This is a genomic window from Aquitalea sp. ASV15 (assembly GCF_016429115.1).
GTDB classification, from domain to species: domain Bacteria; phylum Pseudomonadota; class Gammaproteobacteria; order Burkholderiales; family Chromobacteriaceae; genus Aquitalea; species Aquitalea magnusonii.
Genome location: NZ_JAELTZ010000007.1, coordinates 82,803 through 105,650 on the forward strand (window position 1 = coordinate 82,803; position 22,848 = coordinate 105,650).

The window sequence follows — 22,848 nt, forward strand, 5'->3', positions numbered from 1 at the left end:
TAGCCTCCAGCATGACGCCACTGATCAGTACCGACGAGCGTGACGAGCTCCTGAAAAATTTGGTTATCCCCCCGCGTCCGGATGTGCTGGACAAGTTGCTGGGATTGCGCAACGACCCGGATGTCACGCTGCAAAAGCTCGGCGACATCATCAGCGAAGACCTGGCGCTGTGTGTCGCCATGCTCAAGGCGGCCAACACGCCGATTCTTGGCCGCGGTCGCCACATCACCTCCATCCATCAGGCCATCAGCCTGCTGGGGGTCAAAAACGTGGTCAGCCTGGTCAGCGGCTTGGTCTTGCGTACCCGGCTGACCGCCGAAACCCCGCCTGCGCTGGAGCAATTCTGGGATAACGCCCTGCAGATTGCCGCGATCAGCGCCGCGCTGTGTGACAAGATCGTGCATGTCCCGGATGACTGCCAGAGCTTTGCGCTGTTTCACAGCTGTGGCATTGCCATCATGCTGATGCGCTTCCCCACTTACTACCGCACCCTGCGCCTGACCGAAATGGCCAGTGATGACCGGATCGGACTGGTTGAACAGGAACTGCATGGCACCCGCCATGATGTGGTGGGCTATCTGGTGGCCCGTACCTGGAACATGCCGGAAAGCTTTGCCAAAGCAATCCTGATGCAGAACGACGACACGGTCATGCTCACCGGACCTGATGCACCGCTGGATCATGATGGCCGCATGATGGTGGCGGTCACCCGCGCAGCGCGCCATGTCTGGCGCACGCTGACACCGGGCAAGGAAGATGCCGGCTGGGAGGCACGCAAGGATGAGGTGCTGAACTATCTGGGCATGTCGGACGTGGAGTTTGAAGACTGGGTCGATGCCATGCATCAGGAGCTGGCCGTCGCCGGCTGACTGCCCCTATCCGGCCATAAAAAAACCGCGCGCCATTCCGGCCGCGGTTTTTTCTTGTCAGCCGCCTGCGGCTATCCCAGGTAGCGTGCCTGCAAATGCGCGTGGAAGTAAGCCGGATTCAGGCTTTCCCCGGTGGCGCGCTGTACCAGTGTGTTCGTGTCATGCAAGCTGGCCTGGCTCCAGATATGCTGTTGCAGCCAGTCGAACACCACGGCCAGATCACCGGCGGCAATGCGCTGCTCCAGATCCGGCGTATCGCGTCGTATCGCTGCGAAATACTGCGCCGCATACATCGCCCCCAGCGTATAGCTGGGGAAATAACCAAAGCTGCCATCGGTCCAGTGGATATCCTGCAAACAACCCTGACGGTAATTACCACGGGTATCCACTCCCAGATAAGCCTGCATTTTCTCATCCCACAGGGCTGGAATATCCTCGGCCTCGATCTCGCCCTCCATCAGGGCTTTTTCGATTTCATAACGCAGGATGACGTGTGCCGGGTAGCACAACTCGTCGGCATCGACGCGGATAAAGCCCGGATGGACACGGCTGTACAGCCTGGCGAGGTTTTCTGCTGACAAAGCCGGCTGCGCGCCCAGGTATTGAGCAAGCAGCGGCGCAATCAGGCTGAGGAAGGCCGGGCTGCGCCCCAGCTGCATCTCGAAGGACAGGCTCTGGCTTTCATGAATGCCCATGGAGCGGGCACGCCCTACCGGCAAATGCAGCATGTCGCGCGGCAAGCCCTGTTCGTAGCGGGCATGGCCGGTTTCATGAATGATGCCCATCAGGCTTTGCATGAAATCGTCTTCGCGGTAGCGGGTGGTGATGCGCACATCTTCCGCCACGCCGCCGCAGAAGGGATGAACGCTGACATCCAGCCGGCCAGCGTCAAAATCGAAACCGAGCAGCTGCATCACGGCCAGCCCCAGCTGACGCTGCTGTTCTACCGGAAAACTGCCCTGCGGCAAGAGCAGGGTTTCACTGCCCTGCTTGGCCATGACTTGCGCGATCAGTCCCGGCAGCCACTGCTTGACCTCGCCGAAAATGCGGTCGATGTCGGCACTCTGCATGCCCGGCTCGTATTTGTTCATCAAGGCATCGTAGGGGCTGCAGCCTTGCGCCTCGGCCAGCAGCCGCGCCTCCTGGCGTGACAGGGCCACCACTTCGCGGAAATTCTGCAGAAATCCGGCCCAGTCATTGGCCGTGCGCTGGCTGCGCCAGGCATGTTCGCAACGCGCACCGGCCAGGGCCTGTGCCTCCACCAGCGAGGCGGGCAGCAGATTGGCACGCTGCCATTCCCGGCGCATTTCCCGCAGGCTGGCGCGCTCTTGCTGGCTGAGATCTTCCTGTTCCGCCTGCTGCAGCAGCGCGGCCAGCGCCGGATCGGTCAGGGTGGCATGCATCAGCACATCCAGCTCGGCCTGCGCCGCAGCCCGCGCATCATTGCCCTTCGGTGGCATCATGGTGGCCTGATCCCAGCTGACCATGGCGGAGAGGTGTTCGTAGCGATAGAGCCGGGTAAAGCTGGCAACAAGGGACGGGTAGGCCGTGGGCTGGGACATGCGTGCTCCTGCAAGGTATGAGTGGGAGCATGATGCCACGCCGCCGCCCGGCAAAGCCAGCCACAGGCAGCAAAAGCAGCCTGACTCAGCGCTGGCGCGTGGTGCTGCCCGGCTGGAGCAGGCTGATGGGCTGAGCGGCTTCCTCGGCCAGATGGATGCGCTCGTGCGCCGGTGGGAAGGACAGCCAATAGTAGAAGTACTCGCGTGCCAGCTGCACGAAGGCTTTCTTGTTGCGGCTATCATTCAGGTGCAACAGCATGGCATCCACCACCATGCGGAAGCTGTCTGGCCGGTAGGGTTGGCCGGACAACAGGAACAACATGCCCTTGAGCAGCATTTCGCGCTCATGGATGTCGGCCTCGGCCATGCCATCCTCGAACAGCTTGCCCAGATAGATTTCCAGCGAAGGCGGAAAGGCATCGAAGCCCTGACGCCGCATGCGCTCCAGCAGCGAGGCCAGCGAGTCGGCCATTTCCAGCCGCACATTGCGTGTGGTAAAGCCGGAGCGGGCGGTAATTTCCACCAGCTTTTTCACATCGCCCAGCCAGAAGTAATAGAACTCGCGCGCGCAGGTCAAGGCGGTGACCCGGTCCTGCACCGCACAGCTGCCGACAAAGCGCTCCACCACGCGGCGGAAGGAATGGGCATCGCGCGATACCCCGTCCAGCAATGGCAGCAATTTATCCAGCAATTGCCGCCGCTCATCCAATACCTGCTCGGCGGCTCCCTGGCGCAAGATAAGGCGCAGATAGGCATCCAGCGCCTGCTGCAGGCCAGCGGAATCCATGGCGGGAAGTGATGAGGCTGAGTCAGTCATTGTGGTCTACTCATGCTAGCGGCCGGGCCGGTACTGGCTGCCATGCCAGTCTTGTTGGTCAGCGCAGCGCGGCCAGGACAGCGGCGGTGCAATGAACACGCTGCTTCATTGTGGAACACGCCAGCCGGTTCGGCCAGCCTGATCGCGATGGCAGCCATCACCGCGCGCTTCACAGCGGCGCAGCAAAAGTCATGTTGATGCGGATATCCGCTCCCACCATGCGCACATCCTGAATCCTGACCTGCTGTTTGTCAGCCAGATCCTCCAGCGCCGGCCAGGCAAACAGGCCCTGTGCCGTGCTGCCCACCAGCGCGGGGGCCAGATACAGAATGGCCTCATCGACCAGCCCGGCCCTGACCAGTGCGCCGTTCAAGCCGGCACCGGCTTCTATCATCAATTCATTGATGCCACGCTCGGCCAGATGCCGCATCAGCATGGGCAGATTGGCATGGCCGGCATCTTCCGGCAACACCATCAATTCGGCCCCACGCTGCAGGTAGGGCTGATGGCGGGCCAGGTCGGTACTGCTGGTCACCAGCAGGGTATTACCGCCATGGAAGATGCGGCGATCCGGCGGCGTGACCAGCCGGCTGTCCAGCACCACGCGCAAGGGCTGCTGCGGCAGGATGAAATCGCGCACCGTCAGCTGCGGATTATCCACCAGCACGGTGCCGCTGCCGGTGAGGATGGCACAGTGGCGGGCGCGCAGTTTTTGCACGTCATGGCGCGCCGCCGGCCCGGTAATCCATTGGCTCTTGCCATTGAGCAAAGCAGTCTTGCCATCCAGCGTGGCGGCGGCCTTGAGCGTCACCCAGGGGCGCTGGCGCTCCACCCGCGACAGAAAACCGCGATGAACACGGCGCGCCTCGCTTTCCAGCAGACCGGCAGAGGCGTCGATGCCCGCAGCACGCAGCATGGCCAGCCCGCGGCCGGACACTTCATGGTAAGGATCGACCATGGCCGCCACCACGCGTGCCAGCCCTTCCTGTACCAGTCGCTCAGCACAGGGCGGGGTGCGGCCGTGATGACTGCATGGTTCCAGCGTGACATAGGCTGTGGCGCCGCGTGGCGTGTCACCGCGCGCCAGACAGTCCTTGATCGCCTGGATTTCGGCATGATCCCCGCCCACCTGCAAGGTGGCTCCTTCGCCGATGACCTGGCCATCGCGCACCAGCACACAACCTACTCCGGGATTGGGGGCGGCACGGCGGGTGGCGGCTTCGGCCAGGCGCAGCGCCTGTTGCATGAATATATGGTCTTGCGGGGAATACGACGACATCAACAAGCCTTCCAGCGAATGAGACATGGCTGCGCAGTCCTGCGGGGTGGCGGCAGCCGGCATCAGATGGCAGGCCGGCGCCGGCATGGCGCAGCCCGCCCTGTTTCAATGATTGGACTTCTGGATTTCCCTGATCGCATCAGAGAACTCGGAAATATCCTGAAAACTGCGATAGACCGAGGCAAAACGCACATAAGCCACCTTGTCCAGCTTGGCCAGTTCGTTCATCACCATTTCGCCGATCTGGCGGCTGGATACTTCGCGTTCACCCAGCTGCAGCAGCTTGTGACAGATGCGGTCTATGGCGTCATCCACCAGCGCGGTCGGCACCGGCCGCTTGTGCAGGGCGCGCAGGAAACTGGTGCGAACCTTCTCGATATCGAATTCGGAACGATGGCCACCGGATTTGACCACCTGCGGCATGCGCACATCGGCGGTTTCAAATGTCGTGAAGCGCTTTTCGCAGGCCAGACAACGACGACGGCGACGGATGCTGGCCCCGTCCTCGCTGACTCTGGAGTCGATGACCTGGGTATCGGCATTGCCACAGAAAGGACATTTCATGACGTGTCAATCCAGTATGTTTGATGAGGTCTGATGGTAGCAGCAAAGACCTGACAGGTTAATGCCTGCAACGGTAAAGCCGCCCTGATTTGCCGCAGATAAGAAAAAAGGCAGCCCGCAGGCTGCCTTCCGTCCGGCAAGCAATTGCTTACTTGGCGTAAACCGGGAAGCGATGGCACAGCGCGGTGGCCTGTTCGGCAACGCGGGCGATGGCGGCATCGTCAGTCGGATTATCCAGGACATCGGCCACCAGATTGGCCACCATGACCGCCTCGGCTTCCTTGAAGCCACGGGTGGTGATGGCCGGCGAACCGATACGGATGCCGGAAGTCACGAACGGGCTTTCCGGGTCGTTCGGAATGGCGTTCTTGTTGACGGTGATGTGCGCACGGCCCAGCAGTGCATCGGCAGCCTTGCCGGTCAGGCCCTTGGGACGCAGGTCCACCAGGAAGACGTGACTTTCGGTACGGCCGGAGATGATGCGCAGACCGCGTTCGGCCAGGGTACGGGCCATGGCGTCGGCGTTCTTCAGCACTTGTTCCTGATAGACCTTGAATTCCGGTTGCAGCGCTTCCTTGAAAGCGATGGCCTTGCCGGCAATCACATGCATCAGCGGGCCGCCCTGCAGGGTGGGGAACACATTGCTGTTGATGCTCTTTTCGAACTCGGCCTTGGCCAGGATGATGCCGCCACGCGGACCACGCAGGGTCTTGTGGGTGGTGGAGGTCACGAAGTCGGCATGCGGCACCGGGTTCGGATACACACCAGCGGCGATCAGACCGGCGTAGTGCGCCATGTCGACCATGAAATAAGCACCGCACTTCTTGGCGATCTGGCCCATGCGTTCGAAGTCGAAGCGCAGGGCGTAGGCGGAAGCGCCGCCGATGATCAGCTTGGGCTTGGTTTCCATCGCTACGCGTTCCATGTCGTCGTAGTCGATTTCTTCCTGCTCGTTCAGACCGTAGGCCACGATGTTGAACATCTTGCCGGACAGGTTGGCCGGGGAGCCGTGGGTCAGGTGACCACCATGGCCCAGGTTCATGCCCATTACGGTGTCACCCGGCTTCAGGATGGAGAAGTACACCGCCTGGTTGGCCTGGCTGCCGGAGTGCGGCTGCACGTTGGCGTATTCGGCACCGAACAGTTGCTTCACACGGTCGATGGCCAGTTGCTCGACCACATCAACGTGTTCACAGCCACCGTAGAAACGCTTGGCCGGATAGCCTTCGGCGTACTTGTTGGTCAGCTGGGAGCCCTGGGCTTCCATCACTGCGGGGCTGGTATAGTTTTCGGAAGCGATCAGTTCAATATGATCTTCCTGGCGTTGGCACTCGGCCTTGATAGCGGCGGCCAATTCCGGGTCGAACTTGGCAATCGTCTGGTCAGCTGCAAACATCTTTGACTCTTCCATCAAAGGGTTAACGATGAGGCCATTCTACACGAATCGCCCTCTGAAACATTTTCACATGAAGCGTTTTTACCAACGTCGCTTCAGCCCTGCCCGTTCAGCTGCGACAAGTCGTCTGCGGTAAAGAACAGCGGAATGCCATCGCGGCTTTCCGGGTAAACCGCCGGCAGCACATGGACATCGCGCACCCGGCACTCCGCCATCAGTTCGCGGAAGTTCGATTCGATCAGCGCCACATTGTCCATGGCCGCCAGCGGCCAGACAAAGGCTTCCCAGTTGCGTTCGTCGCCTTCTGCCGACAGGGTGATGTGCAACTCACCGTTGTCATGGGCGGACAGAATGGCCACCGGGTCTTTCGACAACTCGCGCAGCCGGCGGATCTGGCTGCTGGCAAACACCTGCAAGGCTACTTCGAAACGGGCGAAATTGCCGGCCACCAGCGCCTGCATCACCGGCAGGGGCGGCCGGGCAATCGGGAACAATGTCACACCATCTGTATGCAATTGTTCGCCCAGGAATTTCATCAAGGGCATGCCCCAGGCGCCGACAGCACCACCCAGCTGTACCGGCGCGGCATCGCCCGGCTGCTGGATGGCCACACCCAGCAGGTAACGCAGGAACACGCCCTCTTCTTTCAGGGTGATGGCGGCACCGTTCAAGGCTTCACCAACACCATCTGCCGCGCTGGTCAAATCACGGGTCAGGCGGTACAGCCTGGCCGCATCCATCGCCACTACCGTGTCCGGATGCAGCAGTTGGCCGAATACGCGGACATCGCCATCCGAGCTGATGACGCCATGTTGGCGCAGCAAGGCGTTCAAGCCGTCTTCATCAGCAATGGCGGCAGGCAGCGTTGCCTGGTTCTTGCTGCCGGCCACCAGCACCAGCGGCAGGGCAAACACATGGGCACAGCGCCCGTCCGGCTGCTCCACTGCCGCCCGCAATGCATCCCAGACAATCTTATAAGTGTCTTGTGACGGCACCATCGCCAATGCGACCGAAATGGAGAGCAATTCGCCACGCTGCAGCATTTGCGCCATGGCATCGCGAATGGCGACAAACCACAACTCGCGATCCGCTTCTGTGGTGGCGTTCTGCACCGACAGCGCGTTGTGGATCAGCATATTGGTCAGCGATACCTGCGGGTGGTACTGGCGCGGGTCCGGAAGAGTGAGAAGCGGCTGCGACATCATGTCATCCTGCTGAAATCGGGAAAGGCCACATTGTCGCACAATCCGCCGCGCCCGGATCACCAAGCAAGCGCTTGACTTTCACTTTCAAACATAAGCATGTGCTAATTAGCGACAGAAACGGATATTTTTTAGCTTTTCGAAAATTCGGATGTTGACACTCGAGCGCGACATCCGGATAATCCGTACTCGTTGAGATGCAGCAATTGCTTCTTGATAGTTTCTCCTCTATTTCTCCTTTGTAGACTTGGCGCGGGCCTCACGGCACCGCGCATTTTTTTGTCCATTCGCCGGCCAACCCCAGTAAAAATCTGCATAACACAATGTTATTAAAGATTTTTTACATCAGAAGCACTTTTCCCCCATTCGCTGACAAGCACGCCGGGCAGCAGGACTGGCTGCTCCTGGGCATGACTGCGCATGCCAGTCACTGCCGGCAACCCAGGACAATGGAATGGCTGCTGGCCATGTTCGGATCTGCGCAATATTGCGCAGCAAATGAAACATATACTGTATACAAGTTCAAATTGTGACAAAAAAGAAAAACCGAACATGCGGAAATGTTCGGTCTTGCTGAGCGAGCAAGGCAAAACAGCGGGAATTGCGCTGTTGATCGGGGAATCCAGTCTGGGGACCAAACTGGAAATGATGAGACATCGCCAGAGAAATTAAGTTCGGACTTGAAGAAAATTCCACATCGTAGCCAAGCGGCACTGTGGCGAGCCGCACACAGCGCAGCGGCTGTCCGGCATCAGGCCAGCGCCGGGCGCGCTAGCTGCAGCCACTGCTGCACTGATGGTCGTTGCCATTGCCGGGCAGCGTAATCTGCCAGCCGCTGCGGCATGGGGTCGCCATTCAGGCGCAGGCGATTGAGCATCAGCGCCAGATCGACATCGACAATGCTCCACTCGCCAAACAGGCTGTCCCGCCCCGGTAGCAGCAACTGTTCGGCAACACGCAACAGCTTGTGGGCGGCGCGCTGGCCGCTATCCGACAAGGGCTGGCGCACTGGCCGGTAAAACACCACCAGCGTATCCCGCTCTTGCCGCAAAGGCAGCAGATCACTGCGTAACCAGGCCTGGATTTGCCGTGCCCGCGCCTTGTCCTGGGCCGATTGCGGGTACAAAGCCGGGGCGGGGAACAGCTCGTCGAGATATTCGGTAATGGCCGAAGACTCACTGAGTACGAAATCACCATGCTGCAAGGCAGGCACCCGCGCGGTCAGTGAACTGGCGGCATAGGCCGGTGCATGATTGGCCCCGTGATCCAGGTCCAGCGTGGCCAGGGTAAAGGGCAGCTGCTTTTCCTGTAGCGCCACATACACCGACATGGCATAGGGGCTGCAGTATTGGGCATCGACAGTAAGGTGTAGTGCTGCGTCACTGTGCATCGGTGACCTCCTTTGGCGGTGGCGTTAATCAGTGCCGGGCGGGTCTAGTTGCTCAGGCCCGGCGATAAAGCTGGCGCTGCTGATCTTGCCCGCGTCCACGGTATACAGACACAGCAGCTCGATCTGGCCCGGTCCCTCGGCAAAATTGCGCCTGACCATTTCATGGTCAATCACTACCTGCCCAATGACCTGACGCCGTAACAGCCTTGCATGCAGATCGGGCTCGGCGAAGCGGGCGATGGCCCGCTGGCGAATCTCGGCATGACCACGCGCCAGCAAGGTGGCAGGGTGCTGGTACTGGCAGGCATCGGCGGCATAAGTGGCTAGCCAGCCTTCCAGATCATGGGCGTTGTAGGCATCCAGCTGTTGCTGCACTACCGCTTCGGGCGACAAATACGCTGTGTCAGCCATGCAGGCTATCTCCTGTTGTCGATTGAGCGCAAAAAAAAACGGCAGCCGCAGCTGCCGTTCTTGCACATTCAGCGGGCAGTCCGCTTATTTTTCCACCTGGGTCACATCACGCACCGCACCGGTGTCGGCACTGGTGGTCATGGCGGCGTAGGCACGCAGGGCGGCGCTGACCGGACGCTGGCGGTCCACCGGCTTCCAGGCATCACGGCCACGTGCGTTCATGGCGGCACGGCGCGCAGCCAGTGCCTCGTCGCTGATGGCCAGACGGATGCCGCGGTTGGGGATGTCGATCTCGATGGTATCGCCCTCTTCCACCAGGCCGATGGCACCGCCTTCGGCTGCTTCCGGCGACACGTGGCCGATGGACAGGCCAGAAGTACCACCGGAGAAGCGACCATCAGTCAGCAGCGCGCAGGCCTTGCCCAGGCCCTTGGACTTGAGATAGCTGGTGGGATAGAGCATTTCCTGCATGCCGGGGCCGCCTTTGGGGCCTTCGTAGCGGATCACCACCACATCACCGGCCACGATCTGGTCATCCAGAATGGCGGCCACGGCATCGTCCTGGCTTTCGAAGATACGGGCACGGCCGGTGAACTTGAGGATGGAATCATCCACCCCGGCGGTTTTCACAATGCAGCCACGCTCGGCGATATTGCCGTACAGCACGGCCAGGCCGCCGTCCTGCGAGTAGGCATTGGCCTTGTCGCGGATGCAGCCAGCGGCGCGGTCGTCATCCACCGTCGGGTAACGCATGGATTGCGAGAACGCGATGGTGGTGGGCACGCCACCCGGTGCGGCACGGTAGAAGCGGCGGGCTGCGCTGTCTTCACCATGGCGCATGATGTCCCAGGCTTCCAGGCCCTCGGCCAGCGTCTTGCTGTGGATGGTGGGCACATCGCGGTGGATCAGGCCGGCACGGTCCAGCTCGGACAGAATGGCCACCACGCCACCGGCGCGGTGCACATCTTCCATATGATATTTCTGCGTGGCCGGCGCCACCTTGGACAGGCAGGGCACCGAACGCGAGATGCGGTCGATGTCGGCCATCTTGAAGTCGACTCCGGCTTCGCTGGCAGCAGCCAGCAGGTGCAGCACGGTATTGGTGGAGCCGCCCATGGCCACGTCCAGGCTCATGGCGTTTTCAAAAGCCTGCTTGGTGCCGATGGCACGCGGCAGCACGCTGGCGTCGTCCTGTTCGTAATAACGCTTGGTGATGTCGACGATCAGGCGGCCGGCACGCAGGAACAATTCCTTGCGGTCGGCATGGGTGGCTACCAGGCTGCCGTTGCCCGGCAGCGACAGGCCCAGTGCTTCGGTCAGGCAGTTCATCGAGTTGGCGGTGAACATGCCGGAGCAGGAGCCGCAAGTCGGACAGGCCGAGCGTTCCACCCGCTCCACGTCCTCATTGGAGATGGCGCTATTGGCCGCTTCCACCATGGCGTCGACCAGGTCGAGCTTGCGGATGTCGTTGCCCCATTGCACCTTGCCGGCTTCCATCGGGCCACCGGAAACAAAGATCACCGGAATGTTCAGGCGCATGGCGGCCATCAGCATGCCGGGGGTGATCTTGTCGCAGTTGGAGATGCACACCAGCGCGTCGGCACAGTGGGCATTCACCATGTATTCCACGCTATCGGCAATCAGGTCGCGGCTGGGCAGGCTGTACAGCATGCCGCCATGGCCCATGGCGATGCCGTCGTCGATGGCGATGGTGTTGAATTCCTTGGCCACCCCGCCGGCGCGTTCGATTTCACGCGCCACCAGCTGGCCCATATTGTGCAGGTGGACATGGCCGGGGACGAACTGGGTAAAGCTGTTGGCAATGGCGATGATGGGCTTGCCAAAATCCTCGTCTTTCATGCCGGTGGCGCGCCACAGGGCGCGGGCACCCGCCATGTTGCGACCGGCGGTAGAGGTTTTGGAACGGTATTGGGGCATGTCTTGTTTCCTTGATGATCAGATGCTTGCAGAGCACATTGCCGCTGACCGCGCCTGTGTTGCAGGCCGGTCTGCCTTCTCCGGGGTGCCGCTGGATCGGGCTGGCCACATTCTGTCATGGTAATGACAGGACGCGGCGGAACGCATTCCGTATAATTTCGTCCATATTCTTTTACCGCAAACGCACCGACCTGACAAATGATCGTTCATCCGCAGTTTGACCCCGTCGCCATCCACCTGGGCCCGCTGGCCATTCACTGGTATGGCCTGATGTACCTGCTGGGCTTTGGCCTGTTCCTGCTGCTGGGCAATTACCGCATCCGCCAGGGCCATGCCTTCCTCACTTCCAAGCTGCTGGACGACCTGCTGATGTATGGCGTGCTGGGGGTGGTGATTGGTGGCCGGCTGGGTGAGGTGTTGTTTTACGAGCCGGGCTATTACTTCAGTCATCCAGCGGAAATCTTCATGGTGTGGAAGGGTGGCATGTCCTTCCATGGCGGTTTCCTGGGGGTGCTGGTGGGCATGGCCTTGTTTGCCCGCAAACAGCAGCGCAGCTTCTGGGAGCTGACCGACTTTATCGCTCCGCTGGTGCCGCTGGGCCTGGCGGCCGGGCGTATCGGCAACTTCATCAATGGCGAGCTGTGGGGCCGCGTGGCCAGCCCCGACCTGCCCTGGGCCATGTTGTTTCCGCAGGCGCGGGCCAATGATCTGGCCGAGGGCCAGACTTCGTCCGACCTGCTGAACATGCTGATGCAGTATGGCGCGCTGCCGCGTCATCCTTCGCAGCTGTATGAATTCCTGCTGGAAGGCATCGCCCTGTTTGCCGTGCTGTGGATCTACAGCAGCAAGCCGCGCGCCCGTGGCCAGGTGTCGGCGGTGTTCCTGATCGGTTACGGTCTGGCGCGTTTTGTCAGCGAGTTTTTCCGCAATCCGGACGCCGGCATCTTCGGCCATTCCTACACCATCAGCATGGGCCAGTGGCTGAGCCTGCCGATGATCATCATCGGCGTGGCGCTGCTGCTATTCTTCGGCAAACGCCAGCCACGCTAGGCTATAATTGCCGCTGGCAGCTTGTAGCCTGCCATCATCAGTTTTATCCAGAAAGCCAGTCATCGACTGGCTTTTATTTGTCCTGCGGCCTTTCGCCCGCACCGCTAAGGAAATCTGGCATGAAAACCCTCAAGCTCACCCTGGCCACTGCCTTGCTGGCCTTGTCCGCCCTGGCTTCTGCCGAAGAAGCCGTGCTGAAAGTCTCCGCCATTCCCGATGAGGCCCCGACCGAACTGCAACGCAAGTTTGCGCCGCTTGGCCAGTATCTGGAAAAGGAGCTGGGGATGAAGGTGCAATTCGTGCCGGTGACCGATTACGCCGCGGTGGTGACTGCGCTCAACAGCGACAAGATCGACATGGCCTGGCTGGGTGGCTTTACCTTTGTGCAGGCCAGCCTGCACGGCAAGGTGGTGCCGCTGGTGCAGCGCGAGGAAGACAGCAAGTTCACCGCCAAATTCATCGTCAATGCAGCGACGGGCGCCAAATCGCTGCAAGACCTCAAGGGCAAGAGCTTTGCTTTCGGCTCGGCCTCCTCCACCTCCGGTCACCTGATGCCGCGCTACTTCCTGCAGAAGGAAGGCATCAAGCCGGAAACCTTCTTCAAGAACGTCGCCTACTCCGGCGCACATGACGCCACCGTGGCCTGGGTGGCTTCGGGCAAGGTGGACGCCGGTGCGCTCAATGCCTCGGTATGGGAAAAGCTGGTGCAAAGCGGCAAGGTGGATGGCAGCAAGGTGAAACTGCTGGCCACCACGCCGCCCTTCTACGATTACAACTGGACGGTGCGCGGCAATCTGGACAAGAAGCTGCAGGCCAGGATCACCAGCGCCTTCCTCAAGCTGGACCCGAAGAATCCGCAGGACAAAGCCATTCTCGATCTGCAACGTGCCAGCCGCTTCATTCCCACCAAGGCTGACAACTACAAGGGTATCGAGGCTGCGGCAGAAGCGGCAGGCCTGCTCAAGTGAGCCTGCAGTTTGACAGCGTCAGCCTACAACTGGGCGGAACAGACATCCTGCGCGCGATCAGTCTGAGCCTGGCCCAGGGGGAGCAGGCGGCGCTGATCGGACCATCCGGTGCCGGCAAGACCTCGCTGCTGTTGCTGGCCGCCACCCGCTACCGTCCCGGCCACGGCAGCATCAATCTGCTGGGCGACAATCCCTGGCATGTGTCACCGCGCTGGCTGGCCGGCTTGCGCAGCCGCATCGGCATGATCTACCAGGCAGCACCCTTGCCGGCCCGCCAGCGGGTGGTGCATGCGGTGGCAGCCGGACGACTGGGCCAGATGTCCGGCTGGAGCGCGTTGCGCCAGCTAGTGTGGCCGGACGACACGGCCGCCATCCTGGACAGCCTGCAGCGGGTGGCGCTGGCCGACAAGCTGTGGCAACGCTGCGATCAGCTGTCCGGCGGACAACGCCAGCGCGTCGGCATTGCCCGGGTGCTGCACCAGCGTCCCGCGCTGATACTGGCGGACGAACCGGTGGCAGCGCTCGACCCGCGGCTGGCCGATGACACCATCCGCCTGCTGTGCGACGAAGCCGCCGCACGCCAGTCCACCCTGCTGGTCAGCCTGCATTCGGTGGAACTGGCACTGGCTTATTTCCCGCGCATCATCGGGGTGCGCGATGGCCAGATCATGTTCGACCTGCCACGCGAGCAGGTGCATCCGGGCGTGGTCAGCGCCCTGTATGCCGGTGAAAGGCTGCGCGAGCCGGCTGAGCCACCCGCCCCAGCCGCCAGCCGCCAGGACCTGCGATGCTGAGCAGCCATCCGCGCGATCCGGCGCGCTGGCCGCGCCTGCTTACCCTGCTGCTGTGTCTGGCCTTGCTGGCCCCCAGCTTCAGCCTGACCCAGTTCAACCCGGCCACCCTGGCCAATCCGGATAGCTGGCGCACCATGGCCGGCTTTGTCGCGGGGTTCTTCCCCATGGCGCTGCAGGCGGATTTTCTGCGCGATGTGGCACGCGAAACCATCACCACGCTGGCCAGTGCCACCGCCGGCATCGCCCTGGCCATGCTGCTGGGTGCGCCGCTGGCCTTTGCCACCAGCCATGCCTTGCAGCGCCATGTGCTGGGTGGCGAGCGCCCTGCCCGTCTGGCCTGCTGGCTGGCCTCGCTGCTGCGCGGCCTGATGGTGATCTTGCGCGGCATTCCGGAAATCGTCTGGGCGCTGCTGCTGGTGCGGGCGGTCGGCCTGGGCAGCCTGCCTGCCGTGCTGGCCATCGGCCTGGCGTATGGCGGCATGCTGGCCAAGGTGTATGCCGAGATTCTGGAATCACAAACACCCGGGCTGGCTTCTGCCCTGTATCTGCAAGGGGCCAGCCGCTGGCAGTGCCTGTGGTACGGCCTGTGGCCGCAAGCCCTGCCCGAGCTGCTGAGCTATAGCGTATATCGCTGGGAGTGCGCCATTCGCGCCTCGGCGGTGATGGGTTTTGTCGGTGCCGGTGGCGTGGGCCAGTTGCTGGACACCAGCCTGAAAATGCTCAATGGCGGCGAAGTCAGCACCCTGCTGCTGGTGTTCCTGTTGCTGGTCAGCCTGAGTGAAGGCATCAGCCAGTTATCGCGCCTTGCCCTGGGCCGCGTAGCCACCACGCGCATGCTGCCGCTAATGGGCCTGCTCGCCGTGGCCGCCAGCGTGCTGTGGCTGTGGCCGGGCTGGCGGGATAGTGGTTTCGACAGCAGCGCCATCGTGCGCTTTGCCCGGGACTTCTTCCCCCCGGCCAGCGACATGCTGGCGGACATCGCCCACGGCGTTGTGGAAACCCTGGCCATGTCCGGGCTGGGCAGCGTGCTCGCTTTTATGGCTGGAGCGGTGCTGGCCATGCCGGCCGCCGGCCGGTTTGGCTGGGCTGCAAAGTGGCTGAGCCGGCTATTGCTGAACGTGCTGCGTGGCGTGCCCGACCTGCTATGGGCTGCCATGGCGGTACTGGCCGTGGGCCTTGGCCCGGCGGCCGGGGTGCTGGCGCTGGCCTTGCACACCACCGGCGTGCTGGGGCGGCTGTTTGCCGAGACACTGGAAAACGCCGACCCGGAGCCGGAGCTGGCCTTGCAGCAGGTCGGGGCCGGCAGGCTGCTGGCCTTTGCCTACGGTCAGTTGCCCACGGTATGCAGCCAATGGCTGGCCTACACCCTGTACCGCTGGGAAAACAATATCCGCAGCGCCACCGTGCTGGGCATCGTGGGCGCCGGCGGCCTGGGACAGCAGCTGTATCTGGCCTTGTCGCTGTTCCAGCAGCACCGGGCAGCCAGCCTGATCATCGCCATGCTGCTGCTCTCGTGGGCGGTGGAACAGCTCAGCCGTTATTGCCGGCAGCGCATGGGCTGATTCCTCAGCATGCACAGCTCCTTGCAACGGCAGCCTTGGGCTGCCGTTGCTTATTCCATATTCTGATAAAAAATGCAGTTTTAATCGTTTTACCTGCTGAGCAGCAGCGCCTAGCATGGGGGCCATTCACTGCACTGCCTACCGGTACTGCAGTATTGTCATCTCACTCCACAAGAGGCTTAGCCATGAAAACTCCTTCCCTGCTACTGGCGCTCACCCTGCTGGGCACTGCCGGCCATGCCCTGGCCGACCGTCTGGACGACATCAAGAAAGCCGGCGTGCTGCGCGTGGCCGCTTTCGACAGCAATCCGCCCTTCGGTTTTCTGGATGCGCAAACCCACCAGATCAGCGGGCTGGATGTGGAAGTGGCCCAGGCCATTGCCAGGAAACTGCAAGTAAAACTGGAACTGGTGCCCACCAATCCCGCCAACCGCATTCCGCTGCTGGTGGCTGGCAAGGCGGATCTGGTCGCCGCCAACTTTACCGTCACCGAAGAACGCAAGAAACAGGTGGACTTCAGCCTGCCCTACTTTGCTTCCGGTCAGCAGTTCATTGCCCGCAAAGGCAGCCTGAGCAAGCCGGAACAGCTGGCCGGCCTGCGCGTGGGGGTGGACAAGGGCACCACCCAGGAAATCTACCTGCGCGAGAAATACCGCCAGACCACGGTAGTGGCCTACGACGATACCCCGCTGGCCTTTACCGCGCTGCGTAACGGCAATGTACAGGCCATTTCGCAAGACGGCTCCAAGCTGGCTGCGCTGCTGGCCAATGCCCCGGACAAGGCCAAGTACGAGCTGGCGCCCTTTACCCTGACCCGCGAATACCAGGCCATCGGCCTGCCCAAGGGCGAAGCCCGCCTGAGCAAGGCAGTGAATGACACGCTGCTGGAACTGGAAAAGTCCGGCCAGGCCCGCAAGATCTACGACCGCTGGTTCGGCCCCAAGACCAAGGCTCCGCTGCCGCGTGATTTCAAGATCGGCGACGCTGCCTGATTTTTCCCCGGATCAGCCCACCGGCCTGCGCCTCGGTCGCACGGGTCGGTTTTCTGCGTTTTCATCCCCCTTACGGAAAGAATGGACAGATGACTCCGCCTTCCTGGCTGGGACAAGGCTGGCTGGCGCCGCACTATCTGGGCTGGCTGCTGCATGGGGCAGCCATGACGGCCGCACTGGCACTGTGTGTCAGCCTGGCTGCCAGCTTGCTGGGCATCTTGCTGTGCGCAGCACAGGATAGCCCGCTGCGCGTACTGCACTGGCCTGCCCGTCTGTTTTGCAGCCTGCATCGCAACACACCGCTGCTGGTGCAGGTTCTGCTGTGGTATTTCGGCGTGGGTGGCCTGCTGCCGGATCAGGCCATGCAATGGCTGAACAGCCCGCACCAACTGGCGCTGCCGCTGGGCTTGAGCCTGTCCTGGCCCTCGTTTGAATGGCTGGCTGCCTGGATTGCCCTGTCCTTGTATTCGGCCTGCTTTATCAGCGGAGAACTGGCCGCCGGCCTGCGCACCGTCGGCAGCGGGCAGCGGCTGGCTGGCCGGGCCCTGGGCATGAGCGAGTGGCAGATTTTCCGCCTTGTCGTGCTGCCGCAGGCATTGCGCCATATTCGTCAGCCGCTGCTTGGCCAGTACACCGCCATCATCAAGAACACCTCGCTGACCATGGCCATTGGCGTGGCCGAGCTGTCCTATGCCTCTCGCCAGGTGGAAAGCGAAACCCTGCTGGCCTTTCAGGCCTTTGCCGTGGCCACCTTGTTCTATCTGCTGCTGGTCATCGCAACACAGCTGGCCGGGAGCCGGCGCAGCGCCGAGGAGCCTGGCCGATGATGCTGAGCTTGCTGCATGACAATCTGGACTATCTGCTGTGGGGCAATCTGGCCCAGGGCCAGCCAGGCGGGCTATTGCTCACCGTCGGCATCAGCCTGGCCGCAGGCGTGCTGGCCACGCTGGGTGGGCTGGCCGGGGGGGTTGCGCTGTGCATGGGTGGGCCGCGGCTGTGCCGGGTACTCAACACGCTGGTGCAGATCCTGCGGGCCATCCCGGTGCTGATGCTGATTTTCTGGTGCTATTTTCTGCTGCCGATCCTGTTCGGCATCGACATTCCTGGCGTGTTGACGGTGATTGCCGCGCTGGCGCTGATCAATGCCGCTTATCTCAGCCAGTCGGTCAAGGCCGGCATCGATGCCATCGGCGACGGGCAGTGGCGTGCGGCGCAGGCCCTGGGCATGACCCGCTGGCAAGCCCTGCGCTACATCATCCTGCCGCCGGCCTTGCGCGCCATGTTGCCGTCCTTCGTCAACCAGTGGATCACCTTGCTGAAAGACAGCTCGCTGGCCTATGTGGTGGGCGTGGCGGAATTCACCTTTGTCGCCACCCAGATCAACAACCGCGAGCAGGTCTATCCCTTGCAGATCTTCGGCCTGCTGGCCATCGGCTATCTGTTGCTGTGCAGTGCGCTGGAATGGCTGGGCCGGCGCGCCGGCCGCATGCCGGCCTGAAGGCGTCCTGCCGCGCAAGCAGGCGCAGCTTGGCCGACGCACCATGCGCTCCGGCGCAATGCTGCGCCATCGACTACACTGGCTACAGATTGAACGGGCTGATGAGCGAGGGCTTCCACATGCATGTCAAGGTTCTGGGTGCGTCCGCCGGTATCGGACAAGCGGCGCGTACCACCAGCTTTCTGGTCGATGGCAACTGCCTGATCGACTGTGGCACCGGTGTTGCCGACCTCGATACCGACGCGCTGTTGCAGATCGACACCGTGCTGCTGACCCATAGCCACCTGGACCACAGCGGCAGCCTGCCCTTGCTGGCCGATGCCCATGTGACCCACGGCGGCAGGGGGCTGGACGTCTACACCCAGCAGGAAACCATCAGCGCGCTGCAGCAGCACATGTTCAACGGCCTGCTGTGGCCGGACTACACCAAGGCAGCCCCCGGCAATATGCCATGGGTGAGGCTGCATGCACTGGAAGTGGGCGATTCGATTTCCCTGCCCGATGGCATTGCCACCGCCCTGCCGGCGGAGCACAGCGTGCCGGCACTGGGCTGGCTGCTGGAAGGTCCATGGCGGGCGCTGGCCTTTACCGGCGACTCCGGCCCCTGCCTGCCTTTCTGGCACTGGATCAGCCATGTCCCGTCATTGACGGATGTGATTTGCGAATTGAGCTATCTGAGCGAGCAGTCGGCCCTGGCGCTGAAAGGCGGCCACATGTCCCCCGCCCTGCTGCTGCCACTGCTGGAAATCCTGCCACCCAATGTCCATGTGTGGATCACCCACACCGAAAGCAGCCTGCGCAGCCAGCTGCTGGAGCAGGTGCGCAAGGAACTGCCCTCGCTATTGCACCTGCATCCGCTGGAGCAAGGCATCAGCATCGAGTTGTAAGAGCCGGTAACAAAACCCCGGCGCCAGCGTTACGCTGCCTTGGCCCGGATTCTCCACGAGGTTTTGTCAGCGCTTCCCGGGGGAGATGGAACAGAGTGACAGCCGCTTACGGGCTGCTGCCGTAAATGCGCTGCAGCGGTTGCATGATGCGCGCCAGCCGGCCGCTGCGACGGACATGCTCAAAACCAGCGCGGACCTGTTGCACCAGCACCTCGCTGGTATCACGGTTGAACACCATGTACAGGCCGGACTCCAGCTCGCTCAGCACATAAACCGGCTCGATCTGGCTGCAATCCAGGCCGTGCGGCGCACACTTGGCCAGCCCCAGCGGCACCAGATCGATGCGGCCAGCCTGCAACATCGGCAATAGCAGGTCGCTGGAGCTGACCACCATCAGGGTCTTGTCACCGCCTTCGGCAAAGCCCTTGCGCCGCAGGTATTCCTCGCGGAAATCCATATTGACCACGCCGATGCGATAGCGCCGGGCATCATCCAGGCTGTGCACCACCACGTCGCCACGCCCTTTCTTGCGAAACAGCGCGATGCGGTTGGTCACCAGCGGGCCTATCCACTTGAATTTGTTCTCGCGTTCCGGGGTTCTGGCCACCGGATACATCAGGGTGCCGGGCCGGGCCAGCGTGGTGGTGTAGATTCTGGCCCAGGGCTGGATATCCACCTGGTAGGGCAAACCGGCGCTGGCCAGGGTGGCGCGCACGATGTCGGTGCAATAGCCCTGTATCGCCCCATCCTGCCGATAGGAAAAAGGCAGGTTGTCTTCTGCCAGCACCGGCAGTGTTGCAGCCAGCGCCCAGCTGCTGCAGACCGCCAGCCCGCAACACATTGCCACCCACTTGATCAAAAAGCGCATCATCGCGTCATCTGCGGCCTGAAGCCGTCTGCTTGTAAACGACTGATGCCGGCCTGCGCGACCGGCATCTGCAATGACAGCAGTATAAGTGTTTATACCGATGGCCGGTACTGATTCATTCGCTGGCGACGACCTCGAAGCCGGCATCCACCACGGCGGCCGCCAGTTCTTCCGGCGACACGGTCGCCGCATCGTACACGACGTGTGCCTGCTTGCTTTCCAGGCTGACCTCGGCGCTGCTGACACCCGCCATGGTGGACAATACCTGGCTGATGCTGTTGGCGCAGCCGCCGCAGCTCATGCCTTCGATATGCAGTTTCAGTTCGCTCATGCTCGTTCCTTTCCGTTTATTTCCAGCGGCGCAGCAGCAGCGAATTGCTGACTACCGACACCGAACTCATGGCCATGGCAGCCCCTGCCAGTACCGGATTCAACAATCCCAATGCCGCCAGCGGAATGCCGAGCGCATTGTAGATGAAGGCAAAAAACAGGTTCTGCCGGATTTTTCCCAAGGTGGCACGCGACAGGCGGATGGCATCGGCCACCTGTTGCACATCACCACGCATCAGGGTGATGTCGGCGGTTTCCAGTGCCACATCCGCGCCGCCCCCCATGGCGAAGCTGACATCGGCGAGCGCCAGCGCCGGGGCATCGTTGATGCCATCGCCCAGCATGGCCACCTGCAGGCCGGTCGCCTGGAGTTCGCGCAGCGCATCCGCCTTGTCCTGCGGCCGCAAACCGGCGCGATAGTCGTCAATGCCGGCCTCGGCAGCGATGGCGGCGGCCGTCGATGGATTATCGCCGGTCAGCATGATGACCCGCACCCCCATTTGCTGCAAGCTGCGCACCGCGGCGGCCGAGGTGGGACGCAAACGGTCGGCGACGGCCAGCAGGCCAAGCAAGACATCATCGCGGGCGACGGCAATCACGCTCTGCCCCGGTGCACGCCATTCTGGCGGTAAGGGCTGGCTGCAGGCCCACTCCGGCCGCCCGACCCGTATCCTGCCATATCCTTCCAGCTCGGCAATCACCCCCTGCCCCACTTCGGCACGGAAGGACTGCAGCGCCAGCAAGGGTAGCTGACGCGCAGCCGCCTGTTGCAGCAGCGCCAGCGCCAGCGGGTGTTCCGAGCCGCTCTCCGCACTCGCAGCCAGGCGCAGCAACTGCTCCTGATCGCCATCGGCAGCCCAGAGGTGGCTGAGCTGCGGCCGGCCTTCGGTCAGCGTACCGGTCTTGTCCACCACCAGCAGCTGGATGCGGCCGGCGCTTTCCAGTGCCGTGGCATTGCGAAACAGCATGCCGCGGCTGGCCCCCTTGCCGACGCCCACCATCACGGCGGTCGGCGTCGCCAGCCCCAGCGCGCAGGGGCAGGCAATCACCAGCACCGCCACCGCATTGATCAATGCCTGGCTCCAGTCGCCCAGCCAGCAGCCGTTGAGCAACAGGGTCAGCACCGCCAGGCCGGCCACCACCGGCACAAACACCCCGGCAATACGATCGGCCAAACGCTGGATCGGTGCCTTGCTGCCCTGCGCCTGCCCGACCAGCCGGATGATTTCCGCCAGCTGGGTGTGGGCGCCAACACTGACCGCGCGTATTTTCAGCATGCCTTGCAGATTGCGGGTGGCGGCATAGACCTTGTCGCCCACCGTCTTGGCCAGCGGCATGCTCTCGCCAGTCAGCATGCTTTCATCGAGGCTGGCCTGGCCTTCCAGTACCACCCCGTCCACCGGCAGGCTTTCACCGTGGCGCACCAGCACCACATCGCCCACCTGCAACTGGTCCACCCCGATCTCCTGCAGGCTGCCGTCACGCTCTATGCGTGCGGTACGCGGTGCCAGCCGCAACAGGCTGGCTATGGCCCCGGCACTCTTGCCACGCGCGCGCGCCTCCAGCAGCTTGCCCAGCAACACCAGGGTAATCACCGCCGCACTGGCCTCGAAATACACATGTTGCTGCTGCCAACCCGAAAGGGTGACCACGGTGGACAGCAACCAGGCCATGCTGGTGCCCAGCGCCACCAGCACATCCATATTGGCCCCGCCGCTGCGCAGCGCATGCCAGGCACCGCGATAAAAGCGCCAGCCGATGAGGAACTGCACCGGTGTTGCCAGGGCCAGTTGCAGGCCGCGTGGCAGCATCAGCTGGTGCCAGCCGAACAGCATGGCCAGCATTTCCAGGAAAAATGGCAGGGTGAGCAAGGCCGAGGCGGCAAACCACAGCAGCTCGCGCCGGTATGACTGCGTCTGCGCGGTGCCATCCTGGCCGGCATCCTGCTGCAGCGTGGCTGTGAAGCCGGCCCTGCTCACCGCTGCCAGCACGTCGGCCGGCTGCACGGTGCCGGTGGCAAACTGCAGGCGGGCAGTGGCGGTGGCGAAATTGACCTCGGCAGTGCACAGCGGCAGTTTGTTCAGCACTTTTTCCAGACGTACCGCGCAGGCGGCACAGCTCATGCCGGCGATAGCCAGTTGCAGTTGCTGCTGCGGCAGGCTGAAGCCGGCTTTATCGATGGCCGCCTGCAGTTGGGCGATGCTGGTGGCCGCCGGCTGGTAACGGATGAGCGCCTGTTCGCTGGCGAAGTTGACACTGGCACTGACGCCATCCAGCCGGTTCAACACCTTCTCCAGGCGGATGGCGCAGGCCGCGCAATGCATTCCGGCAATGGGCAGGGTAATGACAGATTCATTCATGACGGCCTCCTCGGGATGTCAGTATATACCCCCAAGGGGTATATGAACACCACCATCAAGCAAACGCCAGGCATGAAAAAGCCGCAGGGCCTGCGCGCTGCGGCAGCGGAT

21 protein-coding genes are annotated in these 22,848 nt (G+C 62.5%); 9 read left to right on the forward strand and 12 right to left on the reverse strand.

Annotation, left to right across the window (positions count from 1 at the left end; genetic code table 11):
• Positions 1–11: 11 nt before the first annotated feature.
• Complete coding sequence (locus JHD64_RS04860) at positions 12–869, forward strand: HDOD domain-containing protein (protein ID WP_059285334.1); 858 nt, start codon at positions 12–14, stop codon at positions 867–869.
• A 71-nt stretch (positions 870–940) separates the two neighbouring features.
• On the opposite strand, the gene JHD64_RS04865 is transcribed toward JHD64_RS04860, so the two are convergent.
• The 9 genes from JHD64_RS04865 to ilvD all read right to left on the reverse strand — a co-directional run bounded on the left by JHD64_RS04865 (position 941) and on the right by ilvD (position 11,428).
• Positions 941–2,431 (reverse strand): carboxypeptidase M32, encoded by a 1,491-nt coding sequence (locus JHD64_RS04865; protein ID WP_199052451.1) that lies wholly within the window; start codon positions 2,429–2,431, stop codon positions 941–943.
• Between the two features lie 85 nt (positions 2,432–2,516).
• Positions 2,517–3,248: a hypothetical protein gene (locus tag JHD64_RS04870; RefSeq protein WP_193394273.1), complete on the reverse strand. Its 732-nt coding sequence runs from the start codon at positions 3,246–3,248 to the stop codon at positions 2,517–2,519.
• Positions 3,249–3,417: 169 nt separating this feature from the next.
• Complete coding sequence (gene ribD, locus JHD64_RS04875; protein ID WP_233170332.1) at positions 3,418–4,554, reverse strand: bifunctional diaminohydroxyphosphoribosylaminopyrimidine deaminase/5-amino-6-(5-phosphoribosylamino)uracil reductase RibD; 1,137 nt, start codon at positions 4,552–4,554, stop codon at positions 3,418–3,420.
• A 78-nt stretch (positions 4,555–4,632) separates the two neighbouring features.
• Complete coding sequence (nrdR, locus tag JHD64_RS04880; RefSeq protein ID WP_059285336.1) at positions 4,633–5,091, reverse strand: transcriptional regulator NrdR; 459 nt, start codon at positions 5,089–5,091, stop codon at positions 4,633–4,635.
• A 148-nt stretch (positions 5,092–5,239) separates the two neighbouring features.
• Entirely contained in the window at positions 5,240–6,487 is a 1,248-nt protein-coding gene (glyA, locus tag JHD64_RS04885) for a serine hydroxymethyltransferase (protein WP_199052452.1), read from the reverse strand.
• Between the two features lie 95 nt (positions 6,488–6,582).
• Positions 6,583–7,689, reverse strand: coding sequence for a hypothetical protein (locus tag JHD64_RS04890; protein ID WP_199052453.1), 1,107 nt, complete (start codon positions 7,687–7,689; stop codon positions 6,583–6,585).
• Between the two features lie 751 nt (positions 7,690–8,440).
• Positions 8,441–9,079, reverse strand: coding sequence for a glutathione transferase (gene yfcF, locus JHD64_RS04895; protein ID WP_199052454.1), 639 nt, complete (start codon positions 9,077–9,079; stop codon positions 8,441–8,443).
• Between the two features lie 24 nt (positions 9,080–9,103).
• Positions 9,104–9,490 (reverse strand): nuclear transport factor 2 family protein, encoded by a 387-nt coding sequence (locus tag JHD64_RS04900; RefSeq protein WP_199052455.1) that lies wholly within the window; start codon positions 9,488–9,490, stop codon positions 9,104–9,106.
• A gap of 84 nt (positions 9,491–9,574) precedes the next feature.
• Positions 9,575–11,428, reverse strand: a complete 1,854-nt coding sequence (ilvD, locus tag JHD64_RS04905; RefSeq protein ID WP_059285340.1) for a dihydroxy-acid dehydratase — start codon at positions 11,426–11,428, stop codon at positions 9,575–9,577.
• 198 nt (positions 11,429–11,626) lie between these two features.
• Here ilvD and lgt point away from each other — a divergent pair, with 198 nt between their 5' ends.
• The 8 genes from lgt to JHD64_RS04945 all read left to right on the forward strand — a co-directional run bounded on the left by lgt (position 11,627) and on the right by JHD64_RS04945 (position 19,179).
• A complete protein-coding gene (gene lgt, locus JHD64_RS04910; protein ID WP_059285341.1) occupies positions 11,627–12,478 on the forward strand; it encodes a prolipoprotein diacylglyceryl transferase in 852 nt (283 codons plus the stop codon).
• A gap of 119 nt (positions 12,479–12,597) precedes the next feature.
• A complete protein-coding gene (locus tag JHD64_RS04915) occupies positions 12,598–13,446 on the forward strand; it encodes a putative selenate ABC transporter substrate-binding protein (protein ID WP_059285342.1) in 849 nt (282 codons plus the stop codon).
• The gene (locus JHD64_RS04920; RefSeq protein ID WP_199052456.1) at positions 13,443–14,240 is read left to right on the forward strand and encodes an ATP-binding cassette domain-containing protein; all 798 of its coding nucleotides are present in this window, start codon (positions 13,443–13,445) and stop codon (positions 14,238–14,240) included. Before JHD64_RS04915 ends, JHD64_RS04920 begins: the two co-directional genes overlap by 4 nt.
• On the forward strand, positions 14,234–15,802 hold the full coding sequence (phnE, locus tag JHD64_RS04925; RefSeq protein WP_233170333.1) for a phosphonate ABC transporter, permease protein PhnE: 1,569 nt from the start codon (positions 14,234–14,236) through the stop codon (positions 15,800–15,802). The genes JHD64_RS04920 and phnE overlap by 7 nt, the downstream gene beginning before the upstream one ends.
• A 185-nt stretch (positions 15,803–15,987) precedes the next feature.
• Positions 15,988–16,794 (forward strand): ABC transporter substrate-binding protein, encoded by an 807-nt coding sequence (locus JHD64_RS04930; protein WP_199052457.1) that lies wholly within the window; start codon positions 15,988–15,990, stop codon positions 16,792–16,794.
• A gap of 89 nt (positions 16,795–16,883) precedes the next feature.
• Positions 16,884–17,621: an amino acid ABC transporter permease gene (locus tag JHD64_RS04935; RefSeq protein WP_199052458.1), complete on the forward strand. Its 738-nt coding sequence runs from the start codon at positions 16,884–16,886 to the stop codon at positions 17,619–17,621.
• Complete coding sequence (locus JHD64_RS04940) at positions 17,618–18,292, forward strand: amino acid ABC transporter permease (protein WP_059287182.1); 675 nt, start codon at positions 17,618–17,620, stop codon at positions 18,290–18,292. The genes JHD64_RS04935 and JHD64_RS04940 overlap by 4 nt, the downstream gene beginning before the upstream one ends.
• Before the next feature lie 29 nt (positions 18,293–18,321).
• Positions 18,322–19,179, forward strand: a complete 858-nt coding sequence (locus tag JHD64_RS04945; protein WP_233170334.1) for a 3',5'-cyclic-nucleotide phosphodiesterase — start codon at positions 18,322–18,324, stop codon at positions 19,177–19,179.
• Between the two features lie 106 nt (positions 19,180–19,285).
• On the opposite strand, the gene JHD64_RS04950 is transcribed toward JHD64_RS04945, so the two are convergent.
• From JHD64_RS04950 to JHD64_RS04960, 3 genes are all read right to left on the reverse strand, one after another.
• Positions 19,286–20,050: an ABC transporter substrate-binding protein gene (locus tag JHD64_RS04950; protein WP_199052459.1), complete on the reverse strand. Its 765-nt coding sequence runs from the start codon at positions 20,048–20,050 to the stop codon at positions 19,286–19,288.
• A gap of 112 nt (positions 20,051–20,162) precedes the next feature.
• Positions 20,163–20,378 (reverse strand): heavy-metal-associated domain-containing protein, encoded by a 216-nt coding sequence (locus JHD64_RS04955; RefSeq protein WP_059287180.1) that lies wholly within the window; start codon positions 20,376–20,378, stop codon positions 20,163–20,165.
• A gap of 16 nt (positions 20,379–20,394) precedes the next feature.
• The gene (locus tag JHD64_RS04960; protein ID WP_199052460.1) at positions 20,395–22,737 is read right to left on the reverse strand and encodes a heavy metal translocating P-type ATPase; all 2,343 of its coding nucleotides are present in this window, start codon (positions 22,735–22,737) and stop codon (positions 20,395–20,397) included.
• Between the last annotated feature and the right edge of the window lie 111 nt (positions 22,738–22,848).

Coding starts and splice junctions, on each gene's coding strand:
- JHD64_RS04865 (WP_199052451.1), bottom strand. CDS start 2,431: ATGTCCCAGCCCACGGCCTACCCGTCCCTTGTTGCCAGCTTTACCCGG.
- JHD64_RS04935 (WP_199052458.1), top strand. CDS start 16,884: ATGACTCCGCCTTCCTGGCTGGGACAAGGCTGGCTGGCGCCGCACTAT.
- JHD64_RS04915 (WP_059285342.1), top strand. CDS start 12,598: ATGAAAACCCTCAAGCTCACCCTGGCCACTGCCTTGCTGGCCTTGTCC.
- JHD64_RS04940 (WP_059287182.1), top strand. CDS start 17,618: ATGATGCTGAGCTTGCTGCATGACAATCTGGACTATCTGCTGTGGGGC.
- JHD64_RS04870 (WP_193394273.1), bottom strand. CDS start 3,248: ATGACTGACTCAGCCTCATCACTTCCCGCCATGGATTCCGCTGGCCTG.
- nrdR (WP_059285336.1), bottom strand. CDS start 5,091: ATGAAATGTCCTTTCTGTGGCAATGCCGATACCCAGGTCATCGACTCC.
- glyA (WP_199052452.1), bottom strand. CDS start 6,487: ATGTTTGCAGCTGACCAGACGATTGCCAAGTTCGACCCGGAATTGGCC.
- lgt (WP_059285341.1), top strand. CDS start 11,627: ATGATCGTTCATCCGCAGTTTGACCCCGTCGCCATCCACCTGGGCCCG.
- ribD (WP_233170332.1), bottom strand. CDS start 4,554: ATGTCTCATTCGCTGGAAGGCTTGTTGATGTCGTCGTATTCCCCGCAA.
- JHD64_RS04955 (WP_059287180.1), bottom strand. CDS start 20,378: ATGAGCGAACTGAAACTGCATATCGAAGGCATGAGCTGCGGCGGCTGC.
- yfcF (WP_199052454.1), bottom strand. CDS start 9,079: ATGCACAGTGACGCAGCACTACACCTTACTGTCGATGCCCAATACTGC.
- JHD64_RS04960 (WP_199052460.1), bottom strand. CDS start 22,737: ATGAATGAATCTGTCATTACCCTGCCCATTGCCGGAATGCATTGCGCG.
- JHD64_RS04890 (WP_199052453.1), bottom strand. CDS start 7,689: ATGTCGCAGCCGCTTCTCACTCTTCCGGACCCGCGCCAGTACCACCCG.
- ilvD (WP_059285340.1), bottom strand. CDS start 11,428: ATGCCCCAATACCGTTCCAAAACCTCTACCGCCGGTCGCAACATGGCG.
- JHD64_RS04950 (WP_199052459.1), bottom strand. CDS start 20,050: ATGATGCGCTTTTTGATCAAGTGGGTGGCAATGTGTTGCGGGCTGGCG.
- JHD64_RS04860 (WP_059285334.1), top strand. CDS start 12: ATGACGCCACTGATCAGTACCGACGAGCGTGACGAGCTCCTGAAAAAT.
- JHD64_RS04930 (WP_199052457.1), top strand. CDS start 15,988: ATGAAAACTCCTTCCCTGCTACTGGCGCTCACCCTGCTGGGCACTGCC.
- JHD64_RS04900 (WP_199052455.1), bottom strand. CDS start 9,490: ATGGCTGACACAGCGTATTTGTCGCCCGAAGCGGTAGTGCAGCAACAG.
- phnE (WP_233170333.1), top strand. CDS start 14,234: ATGCTGAGCAGCCATCCGCGCGATCCGGCGCGCTGGCCGCGCCTGCTT.